The 18687-nt window shown below is 70.2% G+C and carries 17 protein-coding genes and 1 tRNA gene; 10 read left to right on the top strand and 8 right to left on the bottom strand.

Annotated features, from left to right (window positions below; all coding sequences use genetic code 11):
* Positions 1-67: 67 nt before the first annotated feature.
* Together HUT19_RS20100 and HUT19_RS20095 are read right to left on the bottom strand one after the other, a co-directional pair.
* Entirely contained in the window at positions 68-1633 is a 1566-nt protein-coding gene (locus HUT19_RS20100) for a serine/threonine-protein kinase (protein ID WP_176181802.1), read from the bottom strand.
* A 48-nt stretch (positions 1634-1681) separates the two neighbouring features.
* Positions 1682-2227, bottom strand: coding sequence for a DNA-binding protein (locus tag HUT19_RS20095; RefSeq protein ID WP_176181801.1), 546 nt, complete (start codon positions 2225-2227; stop codon positions 1682-1684).
* A 118-nt stretch (positions 2228-2345) separates the two neighbouring features.
* Here HUT19_RS20095 and HUT19_RS20090 point away from each other — a divergent pair.
* Together HUT19_RS20090 and HUT19_RS20085 are read left to right on the top strand one after the other, a co-directional pair.
* A tRNA-Ala gene (locus tag HUT19_RS20090) sits at positions 2346-2418 on the top strand.
* Positions 2419-2613: 195 nt separating this feature from the next.
* Positions 2614-3768, top strand: coding sequence for a two-component system response regulator (locus tag HUT19_RS20085; protein WP_176181800.1), 1155 nt, complete (start codon positions 2614-2616; stop codon positions 3766-3768).
* A 170-nt stretch (positions 3769-3938) separates the two neighbouring features.
* Here HUT19_RS20085 and HUT19_RS20080 read toward each other — a convergent pair whose 3' ends face one another.
* Positions 3939-4664 (bottom strand): DUF5324 family protein, encoded by a 726-nt coding sequence (locus tag HUT19_RS20080; RefSeq protein ID WP_176181799.1) that lies wholly within the window; start codon positions 4662-4664, stop codon positions 3939-3941.
* A 285-nt stretch (positions 4665-4949) separates the two neighbouring features.
* Here HUT19_RS20080 and HUT19_RS20075 point away from each other — a divergent pair, with 285 nt between their 5' ends.
* Together HUT19_RS20075 and HUT19_RS20070 are read left to right on the top strand one after the other, a co-directional pair.
* A complete protein-coding gene (locus HUT19_RS20075) occupies positions 4950-5483 on the top strand; it encodes a peptidylprolyl isomerase (protein ID WP_176181798.1) in 534 nt (177 codons plus the stop codon).
* A 94-nt stretch (positions 5484-5577) separates the two neighbouring features.
* Positions 5578-6462, top strand: coding sequence for a rhomboid family intramembrane serine protease (locus HUT19_RS20070; protein ID WP_176181797.1), 885 nt, complete (start codon positions 5578-5580; stop codon positions 6460-6462).
* Positions 6463-6759: 297 nt separating this feature from the next.
* On the opposite strand, the gene crgA is transcribed toward HUT19_RS20070, so the two are convergent.
* Entirely contained in the window at positions 6760-7017 is a 258-nt protein-coding gene (gene crgA / locus HUT19_RS20065; RefSeq protein ID WP_176181796.1) for a cell division protein CrgA, read from the bottom strand.
* A gap of 145 nt (positions 7018-7162) precedes the next feature.
* Here crgA and HUT19_RS20060 point away from each other — a divergent pair, with 145 nt between their 5' ends.
* The 6 genes from HUT19_RS20060 to HUT19_RS20035 all read left to right on the top strand — a co-directional run bounded on the left by HUT19_RS20060 (position 7163) and on the right by HUT19_RS20035 (position 11815).
* Complete coding sequence (locus HUT19_RS20060) at positions 7163-7933, top strand: DUF881 domain-containing protein (protein WP_176181795.1); 771 nt, start codon at positions 7163-7165, stop codon at positions 7931-7933.
* A gap of 14 nt (positions 7934-7947) precedes the next feature.
* Positions 7948-8628 (top strand): class E sortase, encoded by a 681-nt coding sequence (locus HUT19_RS20055; protein ID WP_176181794.1) that lies wholly within the window; start codon positions 7948-7950, stop codon positions 8626-8628.
* Between the two features lie 84 nt (positions 8629-8712).
* Positions 8713-8889 carry a hypothetical protein gene (locus tag HUT19_RS20050; protein WP_176181793.1) on the top strand — a complete coding sequence of 59 codons (177 nt, stop codon included), beginning with the start codon at positions 8713-8715 and terminating at the stop codon, positions 8887-8889.
* Positions 8886-9536 carry an aminodeoxychorismate/anthranilate synthase component II gene (locus HUT19_RS20045; RefSeq protein ID WP_176181792.1) on the top strand — a complete coding sequence of 217 codons (651 nt, stop codon included), beginning with the start codon at positions 8886-8888 and terminating at the stop codon, positions 9534-9536. Before HUT19_RS20050 ends, HUT19_RS20045 begins: the two co-directional genes overlap by 4 nt.
* Entirely contained in the window at positions 9533-11029 is a 1497-nt protein-coding gene (locus HUT19_RS20040) for a class E sortase (protein ID WP_254885671.1), read from the top strand. The genes HUT19_RS20045 and HUT19_RS20040 overlap by 4 nt, the downstream gene beginning before the upstream one ends.
* 45 nt (positions 11030-11074) lie before the next feature.
* On the top strand, positions 11075-11815 hold the full coding sequence (locus HUT19_RS20035) for a class E sortase (RefSeq protein WP_176181790.1): 741 nt from the start codon (positions 11075-11077) through the stop codon (positions 11813-11815).
* A gap of 99 nt (positions 11816-11914) precedes the next feature.
* Here the strand turns inward: HUT19_RS20035 and pknB are convergent, their stop codons facing one another.
* The 4 genes from pknB to HUT19_RS20015 all read right to left on the bottom strand — a co-directional run bounded on the left by pknB (position 11915) and on the right by HUT19_RS20015 (position 18680).
* Positions 11915-13954, bottom strand: a complete 2040-nt coding sequence (pknB, locus tag HUT19_RS20030; RefSeq protein WP_176181789.1) for a Stk1 family PASTA domain-containing Ser/Thr kinase — start codon at positions 13952-13954, stop codon at positions 11915-11917.
* A gap of 166 nt (positions 13955-14120) precedes the next feature.
* Complete coding sequence (locus tag HUT19_RS20025) at positions 14121-15587, bottom strand: penicillin-binding protein 2 (protein ID WP_176181788.1); 1467 nt, start codon at positions 15585-15587, stop codon at positions 14121-14123.
* Entirely contained in the window at positions 15584-16993 is a 1410-nt protein-coding gene (locus HUT19_RS20020; protein ID WP_176181787.1) for an FtsW/RodA/SpoVE family cell cycle protein, read from the bottom strand. The genes HUT19_RS20025 and HUT19_RS20020 overlap by 4 nt, the downstream gene beginning before the upstream one ends.
* 22 nt (positions 16994-17015) lie before the next feature.
* Entirely contained in the window at positions 17016-18680 is a 1665-nt protein-coding gene (locus HUT19_RS20015; protein ID WP_176181786.1) for a PP2C family serine/threonine-protein phosphatase, read from the bottom strand.
* Positions 18681-18687 lie beyond the last annotated feature (7 nt).

Here is an 18687-nt window from a genome sequence, read left to right as displayed (position 1 = left end):
CGGGCGTGCGGTAGCTGCCGCGAGCGCTCGCGGGCCCGCGAGGGCCTTCGCGGGCCCGGGCCGGGGTTCAGCCCGCGACGATCAGCGCCCACGCCCCGACGGCGAAGCACACGGCCGCGGCGATCAGGATCGAGACCGTCGCCATCCGGGACGGTCCGGGACGCCGTACGGCCCGGTGCGGAACCCGTGGCTGCCGAGCGGTGTATGGACGAGTAGGAGGGTGAGCGAGCGGCGCCGCGGAGGGCGTCGCGGTCGGTACGGGGGTGGGCGTATGGAGATGTGGAGAGCTCTGCGGCTCGGGGTGGTGCGAGCTCTGCGGCTCGGGGTGGCGTGCGGGCGGCGGCGGTTGTACGGGCGGCTGCGGGGCCTGCGGCTGCGGGGCGACGGTCGAGGGCGTCGGCGGGGTGTGCGGATGGGACACCGGCGGCTGGGCCACCGAGGGATGGGGGGTCAGGGGATGCTGTGTCGGCGGGTGCTGGGGCGGCAGCGGGCCCTGGGCGGGAGGGGCCGGTGCCCCGGGCTGCTCCTGCGGCCGCGACGGGGTGTGCGGCTGGAGTCGGGGCTGTGGACGGGGCGGCGGGAGGGTGAAGCTGCCGGTGTCCGACATGGAGGGCTGCGGGGCAGCCGGTTCGAGGGGTTCGGCCGGTTCGACGGAGGGCCGGGAGCCGTGCGCCGCGTCGTCGGTCTGCGGGGTCCGGGACGCCCCCGCGGCCTCGTCGGGGGAGTCCGCCTTGGCGTGGCGGCGCCTCGGACGATTCGGGCCATGGGGCCCGAATCCCGTGGGCAGCGGTCCGAGCTGATCGAAGACCTCGATCGTCTCGTCGTCGAAATCCGCCTCGGGCAGCGAGTCGACGGCGGTCGCGAGTGCCTTGCGCGCCCCGATGGCCGTGCGGAAGCGATTTTCGGGGTCCGGTTGCAGCAGCCCCGCCACCACCTGCCACAGCGGCTCCGGCACCTCCGTGGGCGGGTTCGGCACCCCCTGCTCGCTGAAGCGCTTCACCAGCGCCTCCGCGTCCGGCTTGTGCCCACTGAGCAGATAGAGCGTCACCAGTCCGACGGCGAAGAGGTCCGCCGGGAAGTCGGGGTCCTCGCCCATCATCTGTTCGGGCGCGAAGTAACCGGGCGTACCCATCACATAGTTGGCCTCGGTGAGCCGGGGCTCGCCCTTGGTCAGCGCGATGCCGAAGTCGGAGAGCCGCACATGCGGCCGCCCCGTCCCGGTGGCCTCCAGCAGGATGTTCGCGGGCTTGATGTCCCGGTGCACCACACCCTCGGCATGCACCGCGGCCAGCCCGGAGAGCAACTGGTCCAGCAGGGTGCACACATAGCGCGGTGGCAGCGGGCCGTAGTCGCCGATGAGATGGGCGAACGAGCCGCCGCCCACCAGATCCATGGTGAACAGCACCTTGTCGTCGTCCGCTGCCCAGCTCGCGGGCGCCAGCACATGGGGATGGTCGATCCGCAGCGCCTGTTCCCGGACGAAGCGCAGCAGCGTATGGGCGTCGCGTTGCTGGAGCACCTTCGCCGCCACATACCGCCGGCGGCGGTGGTCCCAGACCCGCCAGACGGCTCCCACACCCCCGCGCCCGATCGGGTCCACCAGCTCGTACCGGCCCGCGAAGATCTCACCCATCGCGCCGTGCCCGCCCCGTCATCGACTCCTCAGCAGCCCATCAGCCCGTCAGCTCTGGTGCGCCTCGTAGTGCGCGACCGCCTCGGCGGTCCGCCCGGCGCCGTACACACGGAGAAACTCTGCCAGCTCGGGATGGGTGGGGGCGAGGGAGTCCGCGGCATCGATGATGTCCCCCGCGGCGGCAACGGACCGCAGCAGCGACTGGATCTCGCGGACCACGCGCCGCACGGTCGGGGCACCCGTGCTGGCCGCGGTCTGGGTGGAGTTGAGGACCGAGCCGCCCGCGCTCTTCTTGATCTCCTCCATGCGCTCGGCGGCCTCCGCGGCGCTGACCCGGCCGTCCGCGGCCTGGCTGGACAGCTCCTGGAGGGCCTGTACGCGCTGGACCACCGCGGGATTGCCGATCTTTGCCCGCTGACCGCTCATGAGCTGCGACAGCATGGGGGCGGAGAGACCGAGCACGGCGGCGAGACGGGCCTGGTTGAGACCGAGATCGTCGATGAGACGGCGAAAGAGCGCCCCCAGCGGCTCCCCGTACCAGCTGCGCTGCAGCTCCCGTGCACGCGCCGTGGCGTCCTGCTGTGTTGCGTCCATCCCGGTCTCCCCTTCGCTTCGCTGCCGCGAATCTTGCGTGGCATCCTACGGAGAGCGGTACGTGCGAGCGATACCCGGTCGGGAAAGGCTGCCGACACCGGGTATCCTGATCGGCGACGGGGCCTTAGCTCAGTTGGTAGAGCGCCGTCTTTGCATGGCGGATGTCAGGAGTTCGACTCTCCTAGGCTCCACCTCTGTCACCAGCCGGGACACCACAGCGGTGTCCCGGCTGGTTCGTTGTGCGGCCGTGGTCCGCGGCTCCGGTGTTGCCACTCCCGGCGTTGTCCCGCGCAACACCCGCGCGATCCTCCAGGCTGTCGCCCACAACTCGGGCAAGCCGCCCGGGAATCGTCTGATCGGCGTGAGTCGCCGTAGAGGGGGACGAGATGGGTGAGCTGCATCCGCTGGGGGACAATCTGCCCGAGGAGTGCCGGGCGTTCGCCGTCGAGCTGAGACGGCTCTTCGCCGGGCTGGGGGTCTCGGTGCGCCGATACGCGGTGAGACGGCACCGGGATCCCAGTACGGTCTCGCGCTTCCTGAGCGGCACGCGCGTCCCGCCGTGGGAGTTCGTCTTCGATCTGTTCACCGATCTCGCGGCCCGGCGGGGCGCCGCTGTCACCCCGGCCGCCATCGAGCTGATGCGGGAGCTGCACCGGGCCGCCGTGCGCACCAGCCGCTCCCCCGCCCACGCCATGGAGATCCTCCAGGTGCAGTTGGCCGACGCGGACCGGGAGGCGCGCTGCTCGCTCGCCCACCAGGACGCGCTGGGCGAGGTGCTGCTCGACCGCAAGCACCGGATCGCCGACCTGGAGGTGCGGCTGAACCAGGCCGAGGCCGCCTGGGCCACGGAGCGTGCCCGCGCGGACGCGCTGGAGCGGGGGTTTCCGGACCGCGAGGAGCTGATCAAGGAGCGGGACAAGCTGGAGCGGGAGGTGCGGCGGCTCAGCGAGGAGCTGGCGGAGGTGCGGCGGCGCGGACGGCTGGCGGAGGACCGCTGTCTGGTGCTGGAGCGCCAGCTCGCCGTGGTGGAGGCCCAGCGCCCCGCCGTGGTCCCGCAGCCGGAAGGGGAGCCGGGCGCCCCGGTGGGGCCCATGGCGCGGCCCTGCGGCGGTCCGCGCCCGAAGATCCTGGTGGTCGACGACCAGCCGAACAATCTGCTGGCCATGGAGGCCGTGCTCGCCACGCTCGACCAGGAGCTGGTGACCGCGGCCTCCGGTCAGGAGGCCCTCAAGGCGCTGCTCGACCATGACGACTTCGCCGTGATCCTGCTCGATGTGCAGATGCCGGAGATGGACGGCTACGAGACGGCCGCCCACATCAAGCGGCGCACCCGGAACCGGGACATCCCGATCATCTTCCTGACCGCGATGGGCGCCGACCCGGAGCACTCCTCGCGCGGCTACGCGGCGGGGGCAGTGGACTACATGGCCAAGCCGTTCGACCCCTGGGCGCTGCGGGCCAAGGTGTCGGTCTTCACCGAGATCTTCCTGGAGCGGCGGCAGCGCCGCTCCAGTGAGCGCGGCCCGGGGAACGGAGGGTGACGCCCCCCGGGGCCCGGATGGCCACGGAACGGCCGAGGTGCGGAAAGCCCCCGGTCCGCCGCCCCTCGGGCGAGCGTTGCGCCGCTCCGCCACCGTTCCGCTCCCACCGGCCGGCGCGCCCCGCCGGCCTCAGCGCCCCTCGGCGCCCACCGGTGCCTCCGGGGCGGCCGTCAGCGCTGGTCGTCGTCCTTGCGTGCCTCGGCTTCCGCCTGTTTGGCCTGCACCTCCGGGTCCAGGGTGCTCTCGTCGCTGCCGTCCACCGTCGACAGCCGCTCGCGGTCGCCCACCTCGGTCGCCGCCGGGGGCTCCACCAGCCAGTCGGGGTTGGCCTGCCGGTCCCACCACTTCCACGCGGCGAAGACCCCCGCGCCGATCAGCCCGATGAAGGTGGCCCGCTTGGCCACCCGTCCGGCCCGGGCCCGGCGGGCCCGCTTCCTGGCCAGTTTCTCGATGTCGGCGGCCGTCACATGGGTGCGCAGCGCGGCGACGGCCGCCGCCGTGCGGATCACCGCCTCCTCGCGGGCGGGTCCGGCGGCCGCGCGTACTCCGGCCACCGCGTTCTCCACCCGGGGTGTGGTGTAATCGGCGGCCTGCCGGGCGGCCTTGCGGGTGCGCTTGGCGGCACGGGTGGCGGCTGCGTCCACCTTGGGCGGCAGGCTCCCCCTGGCCTGGGAGAGCCGTGGTGCGACATGCGCGTGGTACTGCGTACCGGCACTGCACCGGGCCTGGTGTGCGGCGTGCGAGACCTTCGGCGCCAGCCGTACGCGCGCCTCGTGCGCGTAGCGGGTGGCGGTGTCCTTGGCTGTGCCGGCGTAGGGCGCCACCGCCTCCGCGGCGTGCAGGACGCCGCTCTTGGCGGTGCCGGTCGCGGCTCGCACGCTGTCAATGCGGGTCACGGGATCCTCCTCCTCGGTGGCGTTGGTCATTGCTCCGGGGTTCAGAGTTCTGTGCTCGATCTGCGCAGTTTCGTGTTTCCATCCCAAGAAAGATCATGCCTGTTTGTGGAGATCATGCCCGTTCGCAGCACGCGTAGCATGTGAGGCCGGGCATCTGGGTCATAGCGGTGATTCTTCCGTAAATACCGCGGATCGGCGCGCCGTCGGCTGCCTTCACGGATACCCCTCGCCGTCGGGTCCGTGCGAGGATCAGGGGACGGAAGTGAAAACGATGGAAGGTTGATCGTGGCCGAGCAGCTGTACGCCACTCTGAAGACGAACAACGGCGACATCGTGGTCCGGCTGCTGCCGAACCACGCGCCCAAGACGGTCAAGAACTTCGTGGAGCTCGCCGAGGGCAGCCGCGAGTGGACCCACCCGGCCACCGGCAAGAAGGCCAAGGAGAAGCTCTACGACGGCACGGTCTTCCACCGGGTCATCAGCGGCTTCATGATCCAGGGCGGTGACCCGCTCGGTAACGGCACCGGTGGCCCCGGCTACGAGTTCGGTGACGAGTTCCACCCGGACCTGGCCTTCAACAAGCCGTACCTGCTGGCCATGGCCAACGCGGGCCCGGGGACCAACGGCTCGCAGTTCTTCATCACCGTCTCCCCGACCACGTGGCTGACCGGTAAGCACACCATCTTCGGCGAGGTCGCCGACGAGGGCAGCAAGAAGGTCGTCGACACGATCGCGGCCGCCGGGACCAACCCGCGCACCGACCGTCCGCTCCAGGACGTCGTGATCGAGTCCGTCGTCGTGGAGACCCGCGAGGGCTGATCCCGCCGCACGGGAACTCCGCGCCCCGCTTGTCCGTGTGAACAAGCGGGGCGGGGACGTGACCGAGTGTGTGGACAGGGGGCGAGGGGAAACCATGGAGGACCAGGCGGTCTGCTGTTACCGGCATCCGCAGCGGGAGACCGGCATCAGCTGCACCCGCTGTGAGCGCCCGATCTGCCCGGAGTGCATGATCAGCGCCTCCGTCGGATTCCACTGCCCGGAGTGCGTGGGCGGCCGCGCCTCCGCCGGGGCGGGCTCGTCGGCACCGGGCCCCTCGCCGCGCGCGTCCCAGCCACGCACCATAGCGGGCGGCGTGATGACCTCCGACCCGCGGCTGGTCACCAAGATCCTCGTCGCCCTCAACCTCGTCATATGGCTGGTGGCGCTGGGGGCGGGCGACCGGCTGGTGGACGACCTCGATCTGGTCGGCCGGGCCTACGACCCAGGTGTCGGCCATGTCGTCGGGGTCGGCGAGGGCCAGTGGTACCGGCTGGTGACCTCGGTCTTCCTGCACCAGCAGGTGATGCACATCGCCTTCAACATGCTGTCGCTGTGGTGGATCGGCGGTCCGCTGGAGGCCGCGCTCGGCCGCGCCCGCTATCTCAGCCTCTATCTGCTCTCCGGTCTCGGCGGCAGTGCGCTGTCCTATCTGCTCGCCGCGCAGAACCAGCCCTCGCTGGGCGCCTCCGGAGCGATCTTCGGTCTGCTGGGCGCCACCGCCGTGCTGATGCGGCGGCTCCAGTACGACATGCGGCCGGTCATCGCGCTGCTCGCGCTGAACCTGCTCTTCACTTTCACCTGGTCCGGTATCGCCTGGCAGGCCCATGTCGGCGGGCTGATCGTCGGCACCGCGGTGGCGTACGGCATGGTGCACGCCCCGCGTGAGCGCCGGGCGCTGGTGCAGTGGGGGACCTGCGCGGTCGCACTGCTGGCGGTGATCGTGGTGGTGTGGGTCCGTACGCTCGAGCTCACCGGCTGAGCCCCGCGGGGTCGTCGGCTCCGCGCTCACCGAGGGCTTCGAACGGGTCTGGCTCGGTCAGTTGTCCACAGCGGGTGGTGGATCTTACGCAACCTGTGGAGAACATCTGTACGTGCCCCCGCTGACCTGCGTTTTCGCAGAAAAGTGCAGGTGTGAACGATCGAACGGAGATGCCCGACCGGTCACACCGGCGTCAACGCGGCAGAGGTTATCCACAGATCTTCTGAGTTTTCCCCGCCTGTGGATAACCCTGTGGACAGAGATTCGGACGGCGTCGGCGGAGGGCCGCGGAGGGACCTACTTCCACTGGGTGGAGACGACGAACCCCGCGGCGATGAAGCCGAAGCCGACGACGATGTTCCAGTTGCCCAGCGCCTCGATCGGCATGTCCCCCGTGGTCACGTAGAAGACGACGATCCACACCAGGCCGATCAGGAACATCGCCAGCATCAGCGGCGCCACCCAGCGGCGGCCGCTGTTCAGGTTGATGTTGGCGGCCTGCTTCGCCGGAGGCGGGGTGAAATCGTCCTTCTTGCGGATCCGTGACTTCGGCACGAGGAACTCTCCTGTCGATGCGCTGCGTGACCGCGCGGGGTTGTGAACGGACGGCGCCGGGGCGGGACAGCGACGGGGACCACTTCCCTCCCCCACACGTCAGTTAGCGTAGTCCTTCCGCGGCGTCGTAAGGAGTAAGGGTACGTTGAGCAATTCCGCTGACTCTCCCACCCCGGGCTTCCGCCGACCCGCCTTCCGTCCCGTCCGGCTGCTGACCCTCTCGGTCTTCGCGCTGGCCGGGCTCATCTTCTGGACCAGCTTCAACACTGCCCAGGGCACCAACATCCGCAGTGATGAATCGATGCTGCGGCTGTCCGACCTGATCCAGGAGCGCAGCCGCAAGAACCACGCGCTTGACGACAGTGCGGCCCGGACGCGCTCCGAGGTCGACGCCCTCGCCCGCCGTGACGACGGCAGCACCCGCGCCGAGCGCCGGAAGCTGGCGGAGCTGGAGGAGGCCGCGGGCACCAAGAAGCTCACCGGCCCCGGGCTCACCGTCACCCTCACCGACGCCCCGCCCAACGCCACCGCCCAGATCCCCGGCGTTCCCGAGCCCCAGCCCAACGACCTCGTGATCCACCAGCAGGACCTCCAGGCCGTGGTCAACGCGCTGTGGCAGGGCGGAGCCAAAGGGATCATGGTCATGGACCAGCGGCTGATCGCCACCAGCGCGGTGCGCTGCGTCGGCAACACCCTGATCCTCCAGGGCCGCGTCTACTCACCGCCCTACAAGATCACCGCCGTCGGTGACCGGGGCACACTGCGCACCGCGCTCGCCGCGTCCCCCGCCATCCAGAACTACCGCAGCTACGTCGACGCCTACGGCCTCGGCTGGAAAGTCGACCAGCACGGCACGGTGACCCTTCCCGGCTACTCCGGCACAGTGGACCTGCATCAGGCACAGCCCATCGGGTAGCGCTTGGGGGGCCGGTGACCACGCGGGTGATCATCAGAACGCTCAGTGAAGTCTGCGTCACCGTCGGCACCTTGATCATTCTCGTGGTGGTCTACCTCCTCTACTGGACCTCCGTCCGCGCCGACCGCGCCATGGACGACGAGATCGGCCATCTCCAGGACCGGTGGTCCACCGGCTCCGTCACCACCGGGCGCGCCCGCGCCCCGGCCGCACCACCCCGTTACGAGCCGGGCGCCTCCTTCGCGGTCATGTACATCCCGCGCTTCGGCACCGGCTGGGCCAAACCCGTCCTCCAGGGCACCGAAGCCGCCACCCTCAAGAGGGGGGTCGGCCACTACTCCCGCACCGCCCGCCTCGGCGCCACCGGGAACTTCGCCGTCGCCGGGCACCGCCGTACCTACGGCGATCCCTTCAAGGACTTCCCCGCGCTGCGCCCCGGTGACGCGGTGGTGCTGACCGACGGCACCACCTGGTTCACATACCGCATCGACCGGCGCCCCTACCGCACCCGCCCCAGTGACACCGGGGTGATCGACCCGGTGCCGCGGGCGTCCGGATTCCACCGCCCCGGCCGCTATCTGACGCTGACGACCTGCGACCCGGAGTGGGGGCACAGTCACCGGCTGATCGCCTGGGCGCACCTCGACGCGACCCGCCCGGTCACCGAAGGCAAGCCCAGTGCTTTGTCCGGCTGACCCTCCTGGGCCGCCCCCGGCCCTTTACTCTGGTCATGCACTCCGGTGCTGCAATCGACTTCGTCATCGGTGAGTAGGGACGGCATGTACGGCTGGATCTGGCGGCATCTGCCGGGGAACGCATGGGTGCGGGCGGTCATTTCGCTCGTGCTGGTGCTGGCGATCGTCTTCGTGCTCTTCCAGTACGTCTTCCCGTGGGCGGAGCCGCTGCTGCCGTTCAACGACGTGACGGTCGACGAGGGAATGGCGGGTCCGCGATGAGCGCGCGCGTCCTGGTCGTCGACAACTACGACAGCTTCGTCTTCAACCTGGTCCAGTACCTCTACCAGCTCGGCGCCGAGTGCGAGGTGGTGCGCAACGACGAGGTCGCCCTCGCGCACGCCCAGGACGGCTTCGACGGGGTGCTGCTCTCCCCCGGACCCGGCACCCCCGAGGAGGCCGGGGTCTGCGTCGACATGGTGCGGCACTGCGCCGCCACCGGCGTACCGGTGTTCGGCGTCTGCCTGGGGATGCAGTCCATGGCCGTCGCCTACGGCGGAGTCGTCGGCCGCGCCCCGGAGTTGCTGCACGGCAAGACCTCGCTGGTCACCCATGAGGAAGCGGGCGTCTTCCGGGGGCTGCCGTCCCCCTTCACCGCCACCCGCTACCACTCGCTCGCCGTCGAGCGGGGCACCGTCCCGGACGAGTTGGAGATCACGGCCTGGACCGAGACGGGCATCGCCATGGGGCTGCGCCACCGGGAACTGCGCGTCGAGGGCGTGCAGTTCCACCCCGAGTCGGTCCTCACCGAATGGGGTCACCGCATGCTCGCCAACTGGCTGGTGGAGTGCGGCGACAGCGGAGCGGTGGAGCGGTCCGCGGGGCTCGCCCCGGTGGTCGGGGCGGTCGGCGGCAAGGCAGGCGAGTGACCGCACTGCGCCCCGAGCGCGAGGGCGCGGCCTACGGCGCCCGGGAAGCCGCCCCGTACGCGTCGTACGAGCCACAGGGGCCGTACGACGCCCACGGGGGCTCCGACGCGTTCGCGGCCTCGGTGGAGCGGCCGGACGACCCCCTGAACGACCCGCTGCCCGGAGCGGCCCCGGACGGGGCCACCGGCCACACCCTGGGCACGGCCGCGGTCCCCGGGCGGCCCCCGGATCCCGCGCCCCGCAGACGCCACCGTCGCCCGCCCGCCGAGGAGAGCGCCCCGGAAGGCGCCCCCGATCCGACGCGGACGCCGCCGCCGGGCGCCGTACCGCCCCCGACCGGCCGTCGGCGCCGCCGACCGGCCGCCACAGAGCCCGGTGAGGCGGGGGAGACTCCAGGACCACCCACGGGGCGCCGCAGGGCGCGAGCGGCCCCCTCAGAGCCCGGCAGGGCCGACGAGATCGCCGTCCTGCCCCCCGTGACCGCGCCCGCGCCGTCGGTCAAGCCCGCCGCGCCGCCCCGGAGCGACGACGAGACCGTGGCCCTGCGCACCGTGGCGCCCCGGGCCGAGCCCTCCGGCAGTGACCAGACCATGCCGCTCCGGAAGGTCGGGTCCGGCACCACGGCCGCACCCGGCACCCGCGCCGAGCCGACGCCGCCCGGCGGCCGCGCCGCCCGCCGCAGGGCCGCCCAGGAGGCCGCCCGCCGCGGAGGCCGCCGCGGCGGTGCCGGTGGCGGCACGGGCGCCACCGCGCCCTCCGGCGCCGCGCCCCGCACCCGTATGGAGGCCAAGCGTGCCGCGCGGGCCCGCAAGGACAGCCCCGGCGTTGTCATGAGCCGCGTCGTCGGCGAGCTGTTCATCACGCTCGGCGTGGTGATGCTGCTCTTCGTCACCTATCAGCTGTGGTGGACCAACATCCGGGCCCATCAGCAGGCCAACGGCGCCGCCAACAACCTCCGCAAGCAGTGGGACGAGAACGGTGACGGCGACCGCGACCCGGGCGCCTTCTCCCCCGGCCAGGGGTTCGCGATCATCTACATCCCCAAGCTGGACGTGAAGGCTCCGATCGCCGAGGGGATCGACAAGCACACGGTCCTCGACCGCGGCATGGTCGGCCACTACGCCAAGGGCAAGCTGAAGACCGCGATGCCCTGGGACAAGAAGGGGAACTTCGCGCTCGCCGGGCATCGGAACACCCATGGCGAGCCGTTCCGCTACATCAACCACCTCAAGCGCGGCGACGAGATCATCATCGAGACCCAACGCCGTTACTACACCTACGAGATGGACGGCATCCTCCCGCAGACGTCCCCGGGCAACACGGGTGTCATCGGGCCGGTGCCGGCCGGTTCGGGCTTCACCAAACCGGGCCGTTACATCACGCTGACCACCTGCACCCCCGAGTTCACCAGCACCTACCGGATGATCGTGTGGGGCAAGATGGTCGACGAGCGCCCGCGCAGCAGAGGGAAGCCGAACGCGCTGGTGGAATGAGCGCGGGCGGCGAGCGGGGAACAGCCAGAAAAGGGGTACGACGCGGTGGCACGGACCGACCACGACCAGCGGCGGGGCCGGGCCCCCGACCCGCCAGCCCAGCCGGCCCCCCGTCCCCGCCGCGGACGGATAGCGGCGGCCATCGGCGTGCTGGGCGAGCTGCTGATCACCGCGGGTCTGATCCTCGCCCTCTTCGTCGTCTACTCGCTGTGGTGGACCAATGTGCTCGCCGACCGTGAGGCGAAGAAACAGGGCGACCGGGTGCGACGGCACTGGGCACAGCAGGGCCCGGGCGGCCTCGACACCAAGGACGGCATCGGCTTCCTGCACGTACCGTCCATGCACAACGGTGAAGTGCTGGTCAAGAAGGGCACCCGCACCGAGACGCTCAACGACGGTGTCGCGGGCTACTACACGGACCCGGTCAAGTCCGGGATGCCCTGGGACAAGAAGGGCAACTTCACCCTCGCCGCCCACCGGGACGGGCACGGCGCCAAGTTCCACAACATCGACAAGGTCCACGAGGGCGACGCGGTCGTCTTCGAGACCCGTGACCGCTGGTACGTCTACCGGGTCTACGCGACGCTCCCCGAGACCTCGAAGTACAACGTGGACGTACTCGACGCGGTCCCCAAGGAGTCGGGCAGGAAGAAGCCGGGCCGCTACATCACGCTCTCGACCTGTACGCCCGTCTACACCTCGCGCCACCGCTACATCGTGTGGGGCGAACTGGAGCGCACGGAGAAGGTCGACGTCCGCCGCACGCCCCCCAAGGAGCTGCGCTAGCCCGCGGACCGGTGGTGCACCACGGGGAAGCCCCCGGTGCCCTCCGAGAGGGCACCGGGGGCTTCCCCGTGGATCAGGGCGTCGATGAGCCCGCGCGGACTAACCGGTGGTGGCGGCGCCGCTCGGGCCGCCGAAGATCCCGCCGTCGTCACCGCCGCCGCCGTCGCCGCCTCCGATACCGCCGCCGTTGTTGCCCTGGCCGGCGACGGTGAGGAGGTTCACGGACTGGCCCTTGGGCACCTGGGAGCCCGCGCCCGGCTGGCTGGTCACCACGTTCGCCTTGTCGTCCTGCGGGCCGGTGATGTTGCCCACGTTCAGCCCCAGATCCTTCAGGGCCTTCTTGGCGTCCTTGAGGGTCTGACCGGCCAGGTTGGGCACCTGGACGTTCTCCGGCTGCGCGGGAGCCTTGGCCACGGTCAGGGTGACGCTCGAGCCGGGGACGACCTCCTGGCCGCCCTTCGGCGTCTGGTCGGTGACCGTACCCGCCTCGACATCGCCGTTCTCGGCTTCCGTGACGGTGACCTCGAGGCCCTTCTTCTGGAGCGCCGCCTTGGCGTCCTCGAGCTTCTTCGTGGTCACGTCCGGGACGACGATCTTGGACTCGGCCGCGGCCACGGTCAGCGTGACCGTGGTGTTCTTGGCGACCTTCGTACCGCCCGTCGGGTCCTGGCCGAGCACCGTACCGGCGGGCTGGGGGGACTCCTTCGGCACCTGCTTGACGTCGAGGCCCTTGTCGTCCAGCTGCTGCGTCGCGGACGCGATCTGGCTGCCGACAACATCGGGAACCTCGACCTTGGCCGCGGGCTTGGTGCCCTTGGACATGGTCAGCTCAACCGTGCCGAACCGCTTGACCTCGCCGCCGCTGGCCGGGTTCTGCAAACAGACCGTGTTCTTGGGCTGGTCGCAGAATTTCGAGCCGACCTTCTCGACCTTGAAGTCGCCGTTCTTCCCCTGCCTCTCGGCGGCGGCGTAGGTCTTGCCCGTCAAGGGCGGGACCGGGACCATATCGTCGTTCTTGCCGCCGCTGAACAGTGACTTCCCGATGAAGATCGCGCCGACCAGGACCAGTATCCCGGCGAGCACCAGCAGGATCGTCGAGAGATTGCTCTTCTTCTCCGGCGGCCCGCCGCGGCCGCGGCCCTGGTCGGGCCGCTCGTCGTAGCCCATGCCGCCGTCGTCGTCGCGCATCGGGGGCAGCATCGAGGTCTGCGCCCCGGAGTCCTGCGGGCGCAGCATGGTCGTGGGCTGGTCGCCGGCGCCGTAGCCGACCGCGCCGAGTGCCGCGGTGGCGGCGACCGGCTGGCCCTCCAGCGCGGCCTCGATGTCGGCGCGCATCTCGTCGGCCGACTGATAGCGGTAGTCCGGATCCTTGACCAGTGCCCGCAGGACGATGGCGTCCATCTCCGGGGTGATCTCGGAGTCGTACGCGCTCGGCGGCTGCGGCTCTTCCCGTACGTGCTGGTAGGCCACGGCCACCGGGGAGTCGCCGACGAAGGGCGGGCGCACGGTCAGCAGCTCGTAGAGCAGACATCCGGTGGAGTAGAGGTCACTGCGCGCGTCGACGGTCTCGCCCTTGGCCTGCTCGGGGGAGAGGTACTGGGCGGTGCCGATCACGGCGGCCGTCTGCGTCATGGTCATACCGGCGTCGCCCATGGCGCGGGCGATGCCGAAGTCCATGACCTTGACCTGGCCGGTGCGCGTCAGCATGACGTTCGCGGGCTTGATGTCGCGGTGGACGATGTTGTTGCGGTGCGAGTACTCCAGGGCCTGGAGGATGCCGACGGTCATCTCCATGGAGCGCTCGGGGAGCAGCTTTCTGCCCGAGTGCAGCAGCTCACGCAGCGTGGAGCCGTCCACGTACTCCATCACGATGTACGGGATCGAGACACCGTCGACGTAGTCCTCGCCGGTGTCGTAAACCGCGACGATCGCCGGATGGTTGAGCGAGGCGGCCGACTGGGCCTCTCGGCGGAACCGGGCCTGGAAGGACGGGTCGCGGGCGAGGTCCACCCGGAGTGTCTTCACAGCGACAGTGCGGCCGAGGCGGGTGTCATGGGCGAGGTAGACCTCCGCCATGCCACCGCGGCCGAGCACTGAGCCCAGCTCATACCGGCCGCCGAGGCGACGCGGCTCTTCCATAGCTACTCCAGCCCTCTTCCGTCATTCCCGACCGCACCTGTGGGGCCGGTCAAGTGCTGCTCGCGCATACCGTACCCGGCACGTCCGACGCGACCCGGCCACAGCCGCTACTTGATACCGGACCGGTACGGCGACGTGCGGGATTGGTATCAGGGCGTGACCGGCGTCACTTCTCGCTGTCCAGTACCGCCTTCATCACGTCCTTCGCGATCGGTGCGGCCAGCCGCCCGCCCGCGATGTCGTCACGGACGGTGTCGGAACCCTCGATGACGACCGCGACCGCGACCGGGGACCCGTCCTTGCCCTTGGCGTAGGAGATGAACCACGCGTAGGGGTTCTTGCTGTTGGCGACGCCGTGCTGGGCGGTGCCGGTCTTGCCGCCGACCTCGACGCCCGGGATCTGGGCGTTGGTGCCGGTGCCCTCCTTCACTACGGTCTGCATCATGTCCTGGAGCTTGCGGGCGTTCTCCGGGGAGACCGCCCGGCCCATCTTCTCCGGGTCGTTGCGCTCGATGATGCTGAGGTCGGGGGCGCGCAGCGAGTCGACCATGTACGGCTTCATGAGCGTGCCGTCATTGGCGATCGCGGACGCGACCATGGCCATCTGGAGCGGAGTGGCACGGGTGTCGTACTGGCCGATGGCGGACATCGCGTTGGACGGCCGGTCCATGTCCTCGGGGTAGACGCTGGCGTTGGTGCGGACCGGCGTCAGGACCTCCTTGCCGAAGCCGAACTTCTCGGCCTGCTCCAGCATCTTGTCCTTGCCGAGGTCGTCACCCAGCTTGCCGAAGACCGTGTTGCAGGAGTAGCGCAGGGCCTGCCGGAGGGTGGCGTTCTTGCAGGGGATGCTGCCCTCGTTCTCCAGGTTCTTGGAGGAGAGCGGCAGCCGCCAGGGCAGCGGAGACTCGGTCGGCTCGTCGATGTCCGTGTACTTCTCGTTCTCCAGCGCCGCGGCGGCGGTGACGACCTTGAAGGTGGAGCCGGGCGGGTAGGTCTGCCGCAGCGCCCGGTTGAGCATCGGGTCGTCGGTGTTGTTCTTCGGCTGGAGGGCGGTCCAGGCCTTCTCGTCCTTCTTGGAGCCGCCCGCGACCGTCGAGGGGTCGTAGCTCGGGGTGCTGGCCAGGGCGAGGATCTTGCCGGTGCGCGGGTCGAGCGCGGCGACGGCGCCCTTCTTGTTGCCCAGACCGTTGTACGCGGCTTCCTGGGCCTTGCGGTTCAGGGTGGTGATCACGTCGCCGCCCTTCTGCTCCTTGCCGGTGATCATGTCGATCGTCCGGTTGAAGAACAGGCGGTCGTCGTTGCCGGTGAGGATGCCGTCCTCGAGCTTCTCGAGCTGGTTGGCGTCGAAGACCTGGGAGGCGTAGCCGGTGACCGGCGCCCACATCTTGCCGTTCTTGTACGTGCGCTTGTACTTGAAGTCGGTGCCGTTGGTCTCCACCGACCCGGTGATCGGCCGGCCGTCCACGATGATGTTGCCGCGAGGCTGGCCGTAACGGGCGATCAGCACCCGGCGGTTGTGCTTGTTTTCCTTGAGGTCGTCGGCCTGGACGTACTGGATCCAGTTGTCCCGCAGCAGCAGGGCGAAGACCAGCAGTCCACAGAAGATCGCGATACGGCGCAGGGGCTTGTTCACGGGCGGACCACCTGAGTCATCTCGGCGTCTGTCGACGGAGCGGGCGTCGGAGCGGGGCGGCGCGCCGTGTCGCTGATCTTGATGAGGATCGCGACCAGGGCCCAGTTGGCGAGCACCGAGGAACCGCCGTACGCGAGGAACGGCATGGTCATACCGGTCAGCGGGATGAGCCCCATCACACCTCCCGCCACCACGAAGATCTGGATGGCGAAGGCCGCGGACAGGCCGATCGCGAGCAGCTTGCCGAACGGGTCGCGGGCGGCCAGGGCGGTCCGTACGCCCCGCTCCACGATCAGGCCGTACAGCAGCAGGAACGCCATGGTGCCGGCCAGACCCAGCTCCTCGCCGACGGTGGCGAGGATGAAGTCCGAGTTGGCGGCGAAGCCGATCAGGTCCGAGTTGCCCTGGCCCAGACCGGTGCCGAAGACACCGCCGGAGCCGAAGGACATCAGCGCCTGGGCGATCTGGTCACTGGTGCCGTTCTTGAAGGCCGCGAACGGGTCGAGCCAGGCGTCCACACGCTGCTGGACGTGCGGCTCGAAGGTGGCGACACCGACGGCGCCGGCCGCGGACATCAGCAGACCGAAGACGATCCAGCTGGTGCGCTCGGTCGCCACATAGAGCATCACCACGAACATGCCGAAGAACAGCAGCGAGGTACCGAGGTCGGTCTCGAAGACGAGGATGAGGATGCTCATGCCCCAGACGACGAGGATCGGCCCGAGGTCACGGCCGCGCGGCAGGTACAGACCCATGAAGCGGCGGCTGGCGAGTGCCAGCGCGTCCCGTTTCACCATGAGATATCCGGCGAAGAAGACCGCGATGACGATCTTCGCGAACTCGGCCGGCTGGATGGAGAAACTGCCCACGGTGACCCAGATGCGGGCACCGAACTTGGCGGGGAAGAACACCGGCATGACCAGCAGCACCAGCGCCGCGGCCATGGAGATGTAGGTGTAGCGCTGGAGGATCCGGTGGTCCTTGAGCAGGATCAGCACGGCCACGAAGAGGGCGACACCCATCGCCGAGTACATCAGCTGCTTGGGGGCGGCGGCCGCGTAGACCTGGCCGATGCTCTCGGCCCGCGCGGCCAGCCGCTTGGACTGGTCGAGCCGCCAGATGATCACCAGTCCCAGCCCGTTGAGCAGGGTGGCGATCGGCAGCAGCAGGGGGTCGGCGTACGGTGCGAACTTCCGCACCACGAGGTGGCCGACCCCGGCCAGCAGACCGAGCCCGATGCCGTAGCTGAGCATGCCCGAGGGCATCTCGTCGCTGAGCGCCAGGCCCGCGTTGGCGTAGGCGAAGACCGGAATGATCACCGCGAAGACCAGCATGGCGAGCTCGGTGTTGCGCCGGCTGGGCGGCCCCACCGTGCTGATCGTGGTGGTGTTGGAGGTGCTGCTCATACGTGGACGGCCCCTTACGGCTTCACTGCTGAGTGCTGCTGCATTGCGGGACCAACTTCCTCTCCTCCTCCGAAAGGGTGGGGCCGGGCTTCGGAGTGGGAGACTTCGTCGGCGTCGGTGTCGCTGTCGGCTTGGAGGTGGCCTTGGCGGCCCGGGTCTGCACCTCGTTCTCATTGCGGTCGTTCTGCGCCGGCCCGCCGCTCCCGGGGGTTCTGTCGGCACTGGGCTTCGCCTTGTCGTCCCCGGAGCCGCCGCTGTCCCGGCCCTCACCGCCGGTGAGGTCCTTCTGCCGGTCCTCGGCCTTCTTCTGGGCGTCCGCCTTCCGGCAGGCCCCGGCGAGGGTGGCGAGGTCCTTGGTCTTGTTCCGGGCCTGGCCGAGATTGCTGACCGCGATGGTGTCCTCCACCCGGCCGCGCTGGTCGGTCGGGAGGTACTTGAGTTCGATCTCGCGGTGGTCCTCATGGACCTTGTTGAGCTTGATCCAGGCGAGGTCCTGGCTGATGCCCTGGTAGATCGCGACATGGTTGCCATTGGCGCCCACGTAGTACTGGGTCTGGGTCCAGCGGTAGCCGCCGTAGAGCCCGCCGCCGATCACGGCCAGGCCCAGCGCGATGTACAGCGAGCGCTTGGCCCACGTCTTGCGGCCGCTCTTCTTGGTCAGGTCGCCGCTGGCGTGGTCCCCGTAGCTGCCCTCGGGCGCGATGCCGATGTCCGGCCCGCTTCCGGGAGGGCCGAAGCCGCCCTGGGTGTCGCCCTGCTGCGGAACGGACCGGCTGGACCGCCCGAGCTCGGCCGCACGGCCCGCGGGGGTCTGTGCGGCGCCGCCGTCCCCCAGGGGGACCTGGTTCTCGGCGACCGCGCCCACGATCACCGGAGTGTCGTTGAGCTGCCCGGCCAGGGTGTCGCCGCCGTCCACGTCCAGGACGTCGGCGACGATGCACGTGATGTTGTCGGGGCCGCCGCCGCGCAGAGCGAGCTGGATCAGCTCCTGCACGGTCTCGTGGGGGCCCTGGTAGCTGGCGAGGGTGTCCTCGAGCGTCTGGTGGCTGACCACTCCGGACAGACCGTCGGAGCAGAGCAGATAGCGGTCCCCGGCCCGGACCTCACGGATGGACAGATCCGGCTCGACATGGTCGCCGCTGCCCAGGGCGCGCATCAGCAGGGAGCGCTGCGGGTGGGTGCCCGCCTCCTCCTCGGTGATCCGGCCCTCGTCGACCAGGCGCTGCACCCAGGTGTGGTCCTGGGTGATCTGGGTCAGCACACCGTCGCGCAGCAGATAGGCGCGCGAGTCGCCGACGTGCACCAGGCCCAGCCGCTGGCCGGTCCACAGCAGGGCGGTGAGCGTGGTGCCCATGCCCTCCAGCTGCTGGTCCTCCTCGACCATGACGCGCAGCTGGTCGTTGGCCCGCTGTACGGCGCTGCCCAGGGAGGTCAGGATGTCCGAGCCCGGGATGTCGTCGTCGAGCTGGACCAGGGTGGAGATCACCTCGGAGCTGGCGACCTCACCGGCGGCCTGGCCGCCCATGCCGTCGGCGATGGCGAGCAACCGGGGCCCGGCATAACCGGAGTCCTCGTTGCCCTCCCGGATCATGCCCTTGTGCGATCCGGCCGCGAAACGCAGCGACAGACTCATGCGCACCTCGCCCGTCGGCTCCGGGTACAGCCCCTTGCCAACCACGCTGCCCACCCTCCGG

Source organism: Streptomyces sp. NA02950 (genome assembly GCF_013364155.1).
Lineage (GTDB): Bacteria > Actinomycetota > Actinomycetes > Streptomycetales > Streptomycetaceae > Streptomyces.
The sequence above is the reverse complement of the archived record's forward strand: the minus strand, read 5'-3'. Positions and strand labels throughout refer to the sequence as shown.

What these genes read in the sequence shown, in the direction of transcription:
- pknB (WP_176181789.1), bottom strand. Translation starts at nt 13,954, where the DNA reads ATGGAAGAGCCGCGTCGCCTCGGCGGCCGGTATGAGCTGGGCTCAGTG.
- HUT19_RS20085 (WP_176181800.1), top strand. Translation starts at nt 2,614, where the DNA reads ATGGGTGAGCTGCATCCGCTGGGGGACAATCTGCCCGAGGAGTGCCGG.
- HUT19_RS20095 (WP_176181801.1), bottom strand. Translation starts at nt 2,227, where the DNA reads ATGGACGCAACACAGCAGGACGCCACGGCGCGTGCACGGGAGCTGCAG.
- HUT19_RS20020 (WP_176181787.1), bottom strand. Translation starts at nt 16,993, where the DNA reads ATGAGCAGCACCTCCAACACCACCACGATCAGCACGGTGGGGCCGCCC.
- HUT19_RS20045 (WP_176181792.1), top strand. Translation starts at nt 8,886, where the DNA reads ATGAGCGCGCGCGTCCTGGTCGTCGACAACTACGACAGCTTCGTCTTC.
- HUT19_RS20050 (WP_176181793.1), top strand. Translation starts at nt 8,713, where the DNA reads ATGTACGGCTGGATCTGGCGGCATCTGCCGGGGAACGCATGGGTGCGG.
- HUT19_RS20070 (WP_176181797.1), top strand. Translation starts at nt 5,578, where the DNA reads ATGGAGGACCAGGCGGTCTGCTGTTACCGGCATCCGCAGCGGGAGACC.
- HUT19_RS20100 (WP_176181802.1), bottom strand. Translation starts at nt 1,633, where the DNA reads ATGGGTGAGATCTTCGCGGGCCGGTACGAGCTGGTGGACCCGATCGGG.